This is a genomic window from Enterovibrio norvegicus DSM 15893, from assembly GCF_900115495.1.
GTDB classification, from domain to species: domain Bacteria; phylum Pseudomonadota; class Gammaproteobacteria; order Enterobacterales; family Vibrionaceae; genus Enterovibrio; species Enterovibrio norvegicus.
On record NZ_FOWR01000004.1, the window covers coordinates 130,574 to 143,733 of the forward strand.

The 13,160-nt window shown below is 46.2% G+C and carries 12 protein-coding genes; 6 read left to right on the forward strand and 6 right to left on the reverse strand.

Annotation, left to right across the window (positions count from 1 at the left end):
• The first annotated feature begins 176 nt into the window (after window positions 1-176).
• From BM082_RS03860 to BM082_RS03870, 3 genes are all read left to right on the forward strand, one after another.
• Window positions 177-1,262, forward strand: a complete 1,086-nt coding sequence (locus BM082_RS03860; RefSeq protein WP_017011537.1) for an ABC transporter substrate-binding protein — start codon at window positions 177-179, stop codon at window positions 1,260-1,262.
• Window positions 1,263-1,334: 72 nt separating this feature from the next.
• Window positions 1,335-2,591, forward strand: a complete 1,257-nt coding sequence (locus tag BM082_RS03865) for an ABC transporter permease (protein WP_074925371.1) — start codon at window positions 1,335-1,337, stop codon at window positions 2,589-2,591.
• Window positions 2,592-2,599: 8 nt separating this feature from the next.
• Entirely contained in the window at window positions 2,600-3,448 is an 849-nt protein-coding gene (locus tag BM082_RS03870; protein WP_017011539.1) for an ABC transporter permease, read from the forward strand.
• Window positions 3,449-3,697: 249 nt separating this feature from the next.
• Here BM082_RS03870 and BM082_RS03875 read toward each other — a convergent pair whose 3' ends face one another.
• Window positions 3,698-4,051: a DUF6404 family protein gene (locus tag BM082_RS03875; protein WP_074925374.1), complete on the reverse strand. Its 354-nt coding sequence runs from the start codon at window positions 4,049-4,051 to the stop codon at window positions 3,698-3,700.
• 286 nt (window positions 4,052-4,337) lie between these two features.
• Between BM082_RS03875 and BM082_RS03880 the strand changes: the two genes are divergently transcribed.
• The 3 genes from BM082_RS03880 (at window position 4,338) to BM082_RS03895 (ending at window position 7,606) form a co-directional block, all read left to right on the forward strand.
• On the forward strand, window positions 4,338-5,240 hold the full coding sequence (locus BM082_RS03880) for an AraC family transcriptional regulator (RefSeq protein ID WP_074925376.1): 903 nt from the start codon (window positions 4,338-4,340) through the stop codon (window positions 5,238-5,240).
• Between the two features lie 391 nt (window positions 5,241-5,631).
• A complete protein-coding gene (locus BM082_RS03885; protein WP_017010055.1) occupies window positions 5,632-6,396 on the forward strand; it encodes an AraC family transcriptional regulator in 765 nt (254 codons plus the stop codon).
• A gap of 730 nt (window positions 6,397-7,126) precedes the next feature.
• Window positions 7,127-7,606 (forward strand): Hsp20 family protein, encoded by a 480-nt coding sequence (locus BM082_RS03895; RefSeq protein ID WP_342028241.1) that lies wholly within the window; start codon window positions 7,127-7,129, stop codon window positions 7,604-7,606.
• Between the two features lie 68 nt (window positions 7,607-7,674).
• Here BM082_RS03895 and BM082_RS03900 read toward each other — a convergent pair whose 3' ends face one another.
• The 5 genes from BM082_RS03900 to BM082_RS03920 all read right to left on the reverse strand — a co-directional run bounded on the left by BM082_RS03900 (window position 7,675) and on the right by BM082_RS03920 (window position 13,021).
• Window positions 7,675-8,163 (reverse strand): GNAT family N-acetyltransferase, encoded by a 489-nt coding sequence (locus BM082_RS03900; RefSeq protein ID WP_074925380.1) that lies wholly within the window; start codon window positions 8,161-8,163, stop codon window positions 7,675-7,677.
• 73 nt (window positions 8,164-8,236) lie between these two features.
• Complete coding sequence (locus tag BM082_RS03905; RefSeq protein ID WP_074925382.1) at window positions 8,237-8,923, reverse strand: SDR family oxidoreductase; 687 nt, start codon at window positions 8,921-8,923, stop codon at window positions 8,237-8,239.
• A 647-nt stretch (window positions 8,924-9,570) separates the two neighbouring features.
• Entirely contained in the window at window positions 9,571-10,614 is a 1,044-nt protein-coding gene (gbdR, locus tag BM082_RS03910; protein ID WP_229491930.1) for a choline metabolism transcriptional regulator GbdR, read from the reverse strand.
• A 407-nt stretch (window positions 10,615-11,021) separates the two neighbouring features.
• On the reverse strand, window positions 11,022-11,936 hold the full coding sequence (locus BM082_RS03915) for a pseudouridine-5'-phosphate glycosidase (protein ID WP_017010062.1): 915 nt from the start codon (window positions 11,934-11,936) through the stop codon (window positions 11,022-11,024).
• The gene (locus tag BM082_RS03920; RefSeq protein ID WP_017010063.1) at window positions 11,930-13,021 is read right to left on the reverse strand and encodes a PfkB family carbohydrate kinase; all 1,092 of its coding nucleotides are present in this window, start codon (window positions 13,019-13,021) and stop codon (window positions 11,930-11,932) included. The genes BM082_RS03915 and BM082_RS03920 overlap by 7 nt, the downstream gene beginning before the upstream one ends.
• Window positions 13,022-13,160 lie beyond the last annotated feature (139 nt).

Genomic DNA, 13,160 nt, shown 5'->3' on the forward strand with positions numbered 1-13,160 from the left:
TGCCCAGTTTGAACGTGACGTAAAAACGTACAACACATGGAAAACGAGGACTGAAAGACGGGCACTTAGGAACGCAGTTTTTTGCATGGCATGAAAGAGGACTATTGATGCCATGCAAAAGTGGATTCCTGCACCTGTCTAGATGTTAACAAGCGATAGACTTGAGGAAGAAAATAATGAAAAAACTCGCGTTGCAAGTTGCAATCCTGACAGGACTAACGGGTGTTGCATCCGCGTCTTTTGCAGAAGAGTCGTTAAATGTTGTGTCTTGGGGTGGTGCGTATACTGCCAGCCAAACCAAGGCATATCATGAACCTTGGACGGCTAAAACGGGTCAGAAAGTCATCAATATCGATAAATCTCAGAACGGCCTTTCAGGCCTGCGCGCGCAAGTTGAAGCGGGCAATGTTAGCTGGGATTTGGTAGACATTCTGCCTTCTGATGCCATTGTCGCGTGTGATGAAGGCTTGGCTGAGCCTCTTGATCACGATGTATTGCTTGCCGCTTCGCCAGATGGCATGCCAGCGACAAAAGACTTCCTTGCAGGCTCTTTGAGTGAGTGTTTTGTTCCTTCGATCGTTTACTCGAACATTGTTGCCTTCAACACTGAAATGTTTAAGGGCAAACAGCCAAACTCTATCAATGACGTGTTTGACCTGAAGAAATTCCCAGGTAAGCGCTCGCTTCAGAAAAAACCTATCAACAACCTTGAGTGGGCATTGATTGCAGACGGCGTTCCTGCAGGCGAAGTCTACGATGTGCTAAGCACCGAAGAAGGTGTTCAACGTGCCTTCAAGAAACTCGACACCATTAAAGATTCTGTGATTTGGTGGGAAGAGGGCGCGCAGCCACCACAACTTCTTGCTGACAAAGAAGTGGCATTTGCTTCTGCGTACAACGGCCGAATCTTTAACGCGGCGGTGAATGAAAAGCAACCATTTGACATCATTTGGGACGGCCAAGTGTTTGAGCTGGATGGTTGGGTCGTGCCAAAAGGTAAGCTAGACAAAGTGAAAGATTACCTTCGCTTTGCGACAGACTCTCAGCGTTTGGCTGATCAAGCGAAATACATTTCGTATGGCCCAGCAAGAAACTCTTCCGCGGCGATGGTGACAACGCATGCGGACACGGGTATCGACATGAAACCGCACATGCCAACCTTTGGTCCTAACTTCAGCACAGCGATTCCGAAAGATGATGAGTTCTGGGCTGACAATGGTGATGAACTGGCACAACGCTTTAACGCGTGGTTAGTACAGTAACGTAACAATAAGTCGGCGGATGACGTACGGTTATCCGCCGACTTTTTGTGAGCAAGCGGTTGGAGAGAGTACGTGCAGGGAAGTAAAACACAAGAATTGACGACAGCAGATGGCGTTTCACTTCGCGTCAGTCAAGAAAGATCAATTCGACGCAACAAAATCAAAGCGTTTTTATTGGTGGCTCCGCTGCTGATATTTCTGCTGGTGGCGTTCGTTTTACCCATTGTCGATATGCTAAAACGCAGTGTCGAAAACCCCGAAGTACTCACTTACCTTCCCACCACAACTGTTGCGCTGCAAGAATGGAATGACGACGAACTGCCTGATGAAAGTGTGTTTGCTGCGTTGGCAGTGGATCTAAAAGCAGGTGCAGAAGCGCGAACCATTGGTAAAGTCGCGTCACGACTAAACTATGAAAAATCGGGTATGCGCTCGCTGATCATGAAATCAGCACGTAAATCCAAACGCTTTAAAGAAGGGGCGTACAAAGAACAGTTGTTGAAGGCAGATAAACGCTGGGCCGATGTTGGTGTGTGGAAACTTATTCAGCGTGAGTCTAGCCCTTATACGTTCTCTTATTATCTTAACGCGGTTGACCACAAATACGCTGACAATGGCGACATCGTGGCGCAGCCCGAACATCTCCAAATCTATAATTCTCTCTTCTTCCGAACGATTTACATGAGTATCGCGATCACTTCCTTGTGTTTGTTGTTGGGATACCCGATAGCCTATTTGTTGGCAAACCTGCCACTTCGTCAGGCGAATTTACTGATGATTTTGGTGTTGTTACCGTTCTGGACGTCATTGCTTGTGCGTACTGCAACATGGATTGCGATTCTTCAACAGCAAGGCGTGTTGAATGACCTTATGGTGGGGGCTGGCATTCTGTCGGACGAAGACCGGATACAAATGATCTATAACCAGACTGGCACCTTGATTGCGATGACACACATATTGCTGCCGTTCATGATATTGCCACTCTATTCCGTCATGAAAACCATATCTCCAAGTTATGTGCGTGCTGCGCGTTCTATGGGGGCGACACCGTTTACCGCGTTTAGGCGTGTTTACTTCCCTCAAACATTGCCCGGTATTGGTGCTGGCTCGATTTTGGTGTTTATTCTTGCGATTGGTTACTACATCACCCCCGCATTAGTGGGCGGACAAACCGGTACCTTTATCACTAACTTTATTGCGTACCACATGCAAACCTCGCTGAACTGGGGCTTGGCTGCTGCCATTGCGTCGATTCTTCTGATCATCGTTATCGGATTGTATTGGCTTTATAACCGCCTTATTGGCGTCGATAACGTGAAATTAGGGTAGGAGATAACATGGCTATTCCAGAGTGCGCCACCACGAGTGAAAAGGTTTGGTATGTTGCGTTTCGTATCATTTGTGCCGGTATATTCTTGTTCCTTATTGGCCCTTTGTTGGTCATTATCCCGCTAAGTTTTAACGCTGAACCCTATTTTACGTTCACACCTGAAATGTTGAGCTTTAGTCCCGAAGGCTTTTCTCTGCGTTGGTATGACGATTTTTTTAGCTCCGAATCTTGGCAGACCGCCATTAAGAACAGCCTGATTGTGGCGATAGCATCGACGATCCTTGCGACAGTGCTCGGAACCACCGCCGCGCTTGGTTTATCAAGCCGTTACATGCCATACAAAGATGCCATCATGGCGATTCTCATCTCGCCAATGATTGTGCCGTTGATCATCTCAGCGGCAGCAATGTTCTTCTTCTTCTCCCGATTCCAAATGACACATACGTACATTGGCGTTGTGCTCGCTCACACGGCGTTAGGTATCCCGTTTGTTGTTATCACGGTGACAGCTACCTTGAGCGGCTTTGACCACTCACTTACCCGCGCTGCGGCGAGTTTGGGGGCGAATCCGGTTTATACCTTCTTTAAAGTCGTCCTGCCGCTGGTAACGCCCGGCGTGATTTCTGGTGCGCTGTTCGCGTTTATTACGTCGTTCGATGAAGTGGTGGTGGTGCTGTTTATTGCAGGGCCTGAGCAAACAACGTTGCCGATTCAGATGTGGTCGGGGATCCGTGAAGAAATCAGCCCAACGATCTTGGCTGCAGCAACCTTGCTTGTGGTTTTATCGATTGCATTGTTAACAACGTTAGAGTTTTTACGCCGTCGAAGTGCACGTTTGCGTGGCATTGAAGAGTAGTTTGTGGCGCGCAGTTGTTGAAAAGTAGGTGTTGAAACCGGAGTAAGTTAATGGCGGCGGTTTATTGATGTTTGTCAGTAGGCCTTCGTTTGATGTTTTTTCTTAGAAAGGCTGGCTTGCCAACGACCCATTCCCCCAAATAAGGTCATTGGCAAACCGAGCACAAATCGCAGATTATTTTCTCGCTTCTCGCTTCTCGCTTCTCGCTTCTCGCTTCTCGCTTCTCGCTTTAGATAACCTCGTATCTCGTTAACGCATTACCTCTTTCCAACTCGGCACACCTTTGCGCTTCGCAGAAAACTTGTACCAGCTCGCCATCAATAGGCCGAAGACAACGCCCGTAAACAGTGATGCGTTGAATGCGTAAAACACAGAGACACCTAAACTGCGCCATTGCATAAACCACATGATCACACCCCAAATGGTGCCAAACCATACAATCCCGAACAGCACGTTAACGGCAAACGCGCAAAATTGCGGTGGCGGAACCTTAATGCCAACGCGACGCGCTAAACGGTAGATGATTGGGCTGATAGAAGAAGGAAGAAAGCCCTTTTCGAGCAGTACTTGGTGTGCGTGGTCTAATTGTTGTTCGAATTTCATTCTGACTAACTGTATTCAATAGATTGCATGCACTTTAACGCATTGACATTCGTAGGGTAGGGGCAGTTTAGCGTTCGGTGAGCTTGCTCTCACTCGCCAATCCAAGATGGGTGATTCGTGAGACAAACATAGAAGTTATTATGGATTTTTGGGTGATTTTTAAGCATGCATCAAGGCTTGGCCTTATCTCGGTCCATGTACCATTTCACTTACCATAGAGAAGACTTATTGGAATGAGTTCGATAGTCTCGAGCTACGTTACGCATCCTTGGAGCATCATTCAGCCATGAAAGTGGACTACAAGAAGCGCCTATTGCCTGTGATTCGGTTTTTGGAGGCAAATTTCAACGAACCGCTCAATCTGATTGAAGTGGCTGCGCTTGCCAACCTATCTCCCTACCATTTTCATCGAATGTTCAAAGCGGTGCAGCAAGAAACCCTGGCCGACTTTATCCGTCGTCTACGGCTAGAAGCGGCGGCTGAGGAGTTGTTCAAGGCCAAGCCTCCGGTGTTGAACGTTGCGCTTGATTATGGGTTCTCATCGTCACAGAGCCTTGCTAAAGCTTTTAAGCAGCACTTTGGTGTTACACCTTCAGCGTTCAGAGACTGTGAAGACTGGCAAATGTTTGGTCAACTTTCTCGAAGCAGCAAGATTGGACACACGTTGCGCAAGATTGGAAACGCGGAACGAGACACAGAATTGTATATTGACTCAACGACATCAACGAGGAGTGAATTTATGGAAACGCAATATTTTGAGCGTGCTAAATTGGCGTATGTACGTGTCACAGGCCCTTATGGTGAAGGTTATGAGCCAGCGGCAGGTAAGCTCTATCAATGGGCAGGGCCGAAAGGGCTTGCTGAGGCCACTTGCCTCTTTATTTACCACGATAACCCCGAAATTACGCCTGCTGAGAAATGCCGGACCGACATTTGTTTGATGGTGCCAGAAGACACGACTGTGCAAGGGGACATCGAACTGCAAGACTTTCCGGGGGGGAATTACGGTGTGATGCGCAAAACCATCACCGATTTTTCGCAGTATTCTGGGGCGTGGGATGACATCATGACAGACATGATTAACTCTGGTCTTGAGCCTGATAATCGCCCTTGCTTTGAGTGGTACCACACTTACGACCAAGAACATCACATTGCTGATGTGAGTTTTTGTACGCCGATCAAGGCCTAATCTGGCTCTATGGCTATTTCATTTCTTTAAACAGCAGTTCTGTCTCAGTGCTGCTGTTGTGCCTTCTCTATCCCTTTGACACTCTTTCAACCTCAACCTCAACCTCAACCTCAACCTCAGCAGACCCTAAGCATTCCAGAAGCACCCTATACCCATAAAGTAATCCGATAGACGTGATAGTGCCGTATAGATTTCTATTCGACGTATCGTTGTAAACGCTATTTCGCTTCGCTGTGATTTCAGCGTATGCCCCTAAGGCACTATTTTGTCTACGGGATTGTTACTCTGCGAAACGGTTGCTTAATGTAACTACTGCTTAATGTAACTACCGCTCAACGGAGCTACTACTCAAAGTGGCTATGGTTAAAAGGAGCTATGGCTAAAAGGCACTATGGCTGATATTTCTGAAACGACTTCATTCAATGCTGATCATTTGAATAACTTGGTGATTGGTGTTGCGGCTAATGTGGGCAGGCAAGATGTGCGTATGCATCATCATGCTAAACCGCAACTGCTGTTCGCATCATCTGGTTGCATGAGCATTATGCTGAATGGTGTTTGGTGTGTATTGCCACCAACTCGTGCGGCGTGGATCCCTGCGGGCATTGATCATTGTACCGAAATGTTAAACGTAGAAGCCTATCGTTCTCTCTATTTCCACCGTGACGTCGCACCCATGTTGCCATCGGAGATAAAGATCATTTCGGTTAATGGGTTGATGAGAGAGTTGATAGAGCGCATGGCGTATTGGGATTGGGAGATGCCAATGCAGGCGCAAAAACCTGCGTTTTCATTGTTCTGTGAGGAGCTTAAATCCGCAAAGGAAGAACAGTTCTCGTTGATATTGCCCACGGATCGACGCATCGTGCGGTGGTTACAGGGCGTGTTGGATGGAGAGTATTTGCCTGCGCCATTAAATGAAATGGCACAGGATATTGGCGCAAGCGCCAAAACCATCAGCCGGATTTTTACTCGGGAAACGGGCATGCCCTATCAATCATGGCGGCAGCAATGGCGATTGCAGACGTCTGTTGAGCGTCTGTCACAGGGTTACAGTGTATCAGACGTTGCAAGTGGGCTGCATTTCTCCAGCGACAGCGCCTTTATCAGTTTTTTCCGTAAGATGACTGGAAGCACGCCTGGGAGATATGTGTAACATTCTATATCCGTTGTGCTGAGTCTTCTCCAAAACACCTTAACACCTGAGATGAACGCTCACAATTTACACTGTAATTTTACCGTCAGTTTGATGTTGAATTATTGTAATGAGAGTTATTCTCATCTAATCTTAGTGGCAAGGCAGAGATTGGAGCGTCATCATGGTTCATGGAAATATCGTTACTCATCCTCCAGCAGAGATAACGCCGAAAAAGCGAACGGTGCAGATAGAGATATCAGTTGATAGCTTGGAACGGCTGTTTCTCAATGGGCAATTGTGTGCTGCAGAGTTTAGTTGTCTTGATGTCGAATCTAAGCAAGCAGTCCAAAAGTTATGTTTGAATGCATGTGTTCATCGTCTTCAAAAGGCGCAATAAGCGGCGCTTTGTTGCGAAATAAAAGTTAACAAAGTGTTAATTCATCTTGTTGCTAAATTAAATTTTTAAAATATTTATATCTACGCTTGAAAACGTTTGATTCTATCTCCATATCTTTAAGATTACCTTTTTTCTTTCTTCTTTTGGTGTTGATTTTTTATCTCTTCAAAGGAGAAAAATAACGCCTTACTTTTCGTTAACTTATAAGTAAATTAAAAAATATTTTCCATGAGATACTTGAAAATAGATTAGGTAGACGCCAAATAGAGTGATGTAAGGTTGTGGCGATATTCGTGCGGCCTTTATATGAAAACTCTATTAACCATATCGCTTCATTTGGAGGATATTATGATGAAAACTATCGATTTGACCCCACTGTACCGCAATAGCGTTGGCTTTGACCGCTTTGCATCTTTATTGGATAACGCTTTTCGAGCAGAAAGTGCTTCAGGCGGTTATCCTCCGTACAATATTGAGTCTCTAGAAGAGAATAAATATGCCATAACCCTTGCTGTAGCTGGGTTTACGCAAGATGAGTTAGACATCAATGTTGAACGTGGCGTGCTGACCATTCGTGGTGAGAGGGCAAAAGCCGAGGGTAAGCATTACCTCTATCAAGGTATCGCGAACCGTACGTTTGAGCGAAAGTTCAACCTCGCTGATTATATCGAAATTACAGGTGCTGATTTAGAAAATGGCCTATTGACCATTAAACTTCTAAAACGTATTCCAGAAGCAATGAAACCAAGAAGCATTGCAATTAATGGACAACCACGCGTTGCGCCTGAACTTGAAAAATCCGTTGAAGAGAAGAACGCTGAACTTGTGTAATTCTTCTGTTTATCTTGAACGATAGATTACATTTAGTTTTGGGTTAAATAATAGTAGGGCCATTTTAATTAATGGCCCTTTGTTGCGTTTTTATTTTGATGTTGTTGGAGTTTTAGATGCATGTTTATATGTTCAACACCCGTTCTTTTCGATAAATAGACGTTACCGGAAACAACAAATCCAACAGAAGTATAAAGACGAATAGCATTCAGCCTTGCACTCAGTGTGACATCCGTGGCTGACCGTGATCGTAAGTATTGAATGGCTTCGGTGACAAGTTGATGTCCAAACCCTTTTCCTTGGTCTTTTGGTGTCACTACCATTTGCGACAATTGATAGTGGTTTTCCGATGTTTCAGTCACCCGTAAATAGGCCACCAGCGTGCCTTCTCGCGTGAGCGCGAGGTGATTACTGCGCGCTTCAATGTCATCAAAAATCACGTTCCTTGGAAGATTGACGGGCTCGAAGAACAAAGTGAACCTCAAATCCAGCGCATCTTGATAAAATGGTTCGTTGCGATTGAGCGTAACAAATTCAACATCACTGTTAACTTTCATTCATGCCTCCATTCTTTTACGTTTTAATGCCTTAAACGATGCGCCTTGTTATTTTAAAACGGCGAGAAGTGACTCACCAGACATGCTCTTTGCCTTCCCACGTAAAGAACTTACCGCTGTCTTGCATGGTTAAGCGGTGAGCCAGTAAGAGAATACCCGATGCGCTTTGTTCTGCCGTAATGTCCGCCTCACTGCCTCCCATGTCCGTTTGTACCCAACCAGGATGAACAGGGCAAACAACGATCTTTTGTGCCTTCAGTTCTAGCGATAATACCTGCATGACTTTGTTGATGGCAGCCTTAGAGCTTCTGTAAGCAATCATGCCTGTAGATTCTCTATGCAGCGCCCCCATTTGGCTGGAAACCGTCACAACGCGTGGTGATGAACTTAGGGATAGATTCTTTAAGAGGGCGTTCATCACCATCAGTGGGGCAATGGTATTCACTTCGAATGTGTGTAACCAGCCTCGTGTGTCCATATCGTTGTAAGACTGTCTATCAGGACCGATGACACCCGCATTATTAATGAGGATGTCTATGTGCTGATTCGCTAACACGTCTGGCAGATGGGCGAGATCAGTCGCGTTGGTAACATCAAGTCGTAACCATGTGAGTCTGTTTTTCTCGTCTTGGGTAAGTGGAAGTTCAGGGGGCGTATCACCGCGATAGGTGGCAAGTATGGCATCTTTGTTTTTCAGGCTTTGCTTAACGAGTTCCAAGCCAATACCCCTGTTGCCGCCAGTGATGAATAATGTTTGCATATTTCCCTCGCATTTGTGTCTCCATAAATAGGCACACCATGTTGCGGCTTGGTGATCATTTGATGTCAGTAACTTTCACATTTAAGACGCTTCTTGGCAACGCTTACACGTGTTTTCCACCTATAAATTCAATACATTACGATGACTTTAAGAAGTTACCCACAGAAACGGTGGATAACCCTTTGGGTAACATTGGATTAATACAAATGTCATCTTGAATAAAGTCGTTGAGTGCTTTTGTCAGGCGGCTTTAGCACAATTGCCTAAAACATGATTCGCCGTATTTAGAGGCCGAAAATGCTCGATATTGCTCGCACATTTGACGCCTACTTACATCAAAGCTGGGTGAATTTACATCCAACTTTATTGGCAATAAAGAGGCGAGAGGTTTGAAGAAAACGCAGCGGTTAAAAAGTGTACAGTCCTTGTGGGTGACGGGTGACCAGTAACAGGTAACAAGTCTCGGCGTTCGGTGGTGTATGAGAGAAAACAGAACATCACATGGCAACATTGGCGGTGAACATTGGACAGCGCCGACCAATAAACTGCGAAAGAAACAGAAACGAACGAAAAACGCCCTCGTTGGGTTTCGAGGGCGTTTACGTATTTACTGAGCCATTTATTCAAGCAAAGAAAGGGTTGCCTGATTAAATCGCGATCTGCTCTTTGTTTTCTTCGTCCGCAACAAAGAGCTTATTCTTGGTTTGTTGTTGCGCGGTTTTTTGGCTCAACCCCAAACGCTCTTCTCTTGGCGGAATACCAAAGTAATCACGGTAGCACTTGCTAAAGTGTGGCGTAGATACAAACCCACACGCAATCGAAATTTCGATGACGGACAGGTTGGTCTGCGTGAGCAATTGCCTTGCGCGGCTTAGCCTCAAATGCAAATAATAGCGAGAAGGTGAGCATTGAAGATGGCGTTGGAAGAGGCGCTCAAGCTGCCGACGAGACAACTCGACAAGTCCTGCAAGTTCATCAATGCAGAAAGGCTCCTCGAGGTTAGCTTCCATTAGGGAAACCGTTTCAAGTAACTTGGGTTGTGCTGTGCCAATCAAATTCCGCAGCGGGACTTTCTGCACATCTTCCGTGTTTCGCACGCGCTCGCACACAAACATTTCAGAGATGGCAGCGCTCAGCTTGTTACCATGCTCGCGAGTGACCATGGTAAGCATCATGTCCATTGGCGCTGTGCCACCCGCGCTGGTCATGCGCGTATCACTGATCGTGAAAAGCTTGTTGCTGATGCGAACGGTGGGGAAGGCCTCTTGCAGTCCTGCTAGGTTTTCCCAATGCACAGAGCAGGCTTTGTCATGCATAACGCCTGCTTTTGCAAGGACGTAGCTGCCCGTACAGATGGCACCAATTTTAAGATGCTTTCTGTCTTGTTGTGCAATCCAACTGAGCAACTTGGGGGAGCAGTTTTCGTGGACATCAATCCCGCCGCATACGATCACGACATCAAGGTCCATACTGTTTGGGATCTTGTCGTCGACATTAATGGCGAGTGAATCGCTGGCTGATACAGGCTCTCCGTCTTCGCTGAACGTATACCAACGGTAAAGGGTTTCCCCTGAAAGTTGGTTGGCCATTCGTAACACTTCGATTGCTGACGCCATTGCAATCATGGTGAAGCGTTGGCAGAGGAAAAATCCTATTCTCACTGGTTGGCGGAGTGATGATACTGATCCCATCGTTAATCCCTTCTATCTCTTTGCACTGCTCAATTATTTTATTGATATCAAGGTTGAAATGATTACAACACGTAGAGAATCGCATTCGACAGAAAAACGGCATCTCTTCTCTGCATATACCAATGTTAAAAAAAAGTAAATGTTGCGTTGGCGTTTAAAAGGAAATAGACGTGAAAAAGGTATCTCAATAGCGTTTAGAACGCGATCGTATCAAAAATGAAACAGTCTACTCTGGGTGCTTTTTTGTTACACGGCGTTAACAATGCTTAGTGCTGTAAAGAAAAAAATCGATGTTTTCTTTGTTTTTTGACGTGCTATAAAATGCGGGTGAATCAACGCGGAAGAGATGAGTGTAAAAAAGGTGCGGCACTGAAAGTTAAACGCATGCCGCACATGGATAGAGGGGGTTAGTTGCAATAAGCAACGGCAATCTTCGACGCGAGCGCCGCGTTGTTTAAAACTAAGGCGATATTGGCCTTTAAACTTTCGCCCTGTGTTTTTTCTGCCACTTTGGCGAGTAAAAAAGGGGTAGAGGCTTTGCCTTTTATGCCTTGGGCATCCATTTCCTCAATGGCACTTTGAATGACATGGTCAATGTCTTCATTTGCCATGGCATGTTCCTTTGGAATTGGATTGGCAATGATGGCGCCGCCTTCTAAAGACATCGCCCATTTCGCTTTTAGTGCATCGGCGATTTGCTGCGGCGCATCGAGGCGGTAATCAACGTTAAATGCACTCTCTCTACTGTAAAATGCAGGTAACGTGTCGGTTTGGTATCCCACCACGGGCACACCCTTGGTTTCGAGGTATTCCAAGGTTAAACCAAGATCTAGAATGGATTTGATACCTGCACAGACTACAGCCACTTTGGTTTGAGCAAGTTCTTCCAAATCCGCTGAAATATCTAAACTGTTTTCCGCACCGCGATGCACACCGCCTATGCCGCCTGTTGCAAACACACGAATTCCCGCCATATCCGCCAGTATCATCGTTGAAGCAACCGTCGTAGCGCCATCGCCTTTTGTGGCAACGATGAATGGGATATCACGTCGGCTGGTTTTCATTGCCTTTAGACCCTGTTGGCCGAGATAGGTGATTTCTTCTTCAGAGAGCCCGACTTTTAGGCGGCCTTTCAAGATGGCGATGGTCGCGGGTATCGCGCCGCTATCTCGTACTTTTTGCTCTACGCGTAGCGCGGTTTCAACATTTTGTGGGTAGGGCATGCCGTGAGAAATGATGGTGGATTCTAACGCCACGACAGGTTTTCCCTCTGCAATCGCGCGTTCGATATCAGGATGGATATCGAGATACGGGTTTAACATGGCACGTCCTCTATGCGTTGTTGAACCAACAATTCATTGATGTTGGGGTTGATGGTGTTGGTATGTTCCAATGCGATGGCCGCGCAGCCCGATGCAAAATGACAGGCTTCAATGTCTGATAGCCCTGCGAGTTGGCCATGAACAATACCCGCTAGGAATGCATCACCTGCGCCGTTGGCGTTAACGACCTTAACGGGTAGCGGTCGGACTAATTGTTCATTGTTCTGCGTACGGTACAAAACACCGTCTGCTCCCATGGTGAGAAATAGCCTTTGTACGCCGTGTTGAATGAACCAATCCGCGATGTTGTCAATGTCTAACTCCGATTCAAGCGGCAGGCCTGATATGGCTTGTGCCTCGATCAAGTTAGGTTTCAGCGTGTGGACTCGAGACAAGTAAGGCTTTGCTTTGCTTGCTTTGGCTGATGAGACGGCGTCGAGATAAATGTTCTTGTCAGAGAATTTGCTAAAGATATACGCGAGCGTGGTATCTGAAAGGTTGGTATCCACAATGACTGCCGAGGCGTTTCGAATGAGCTCGACGTATTGCGACAGCAAACCCACGTTCAAGTGTTTCAAGATTGACATGTCAGACACTGCAGCCACCATGTCGCCCTGATTGTCGAGTAAAGACAAATAGGTGGACGTGGTTTGGTTGCTGATCTGGTTGACGGCGTTGATATCCACTCCCGCCATTTTGGTTTGATTCAGGATCAAATCACCATAGGCATCATCGCCAACGACGGATATAAGTCTGACGTCTGTCCCTAGCCGTGCGAGGTTTTCTGCGATGTTTCTGCCTACGCCGCCAGCAGAGCCTTTCACTTTCCCTGGGTTTGAATCACGTTCGATGAATGCATTATCAGGTTGGCCAAGGATGTCCATGTTCATGCCGCCAATCACCACGACATATTGTTGGTTGGCGATGAAATACCCTTTCCCTTGGATTATCCCTTTCTTCGTCATGTTCATGATATGAACAGCGACGGCTGATCGGCTAATGTTGAGTAAATCCGCAATGGCTTGCTGCTGGATGAATGGGTCCCCTTTGATCAGCTGCAATATCTCATCTTCACGTGATGTCATCGTTACCTCTACAGCTCTGTATAAACACATGTTCGGTTGTTAAACAAATGTTAGTGTTGGCGTGTTTGAGTTAATAGTCAATTGCAAACGAACAACAATTGATAAGATTGTGAACAGCGCATCTTTTTCGTTTGGATTA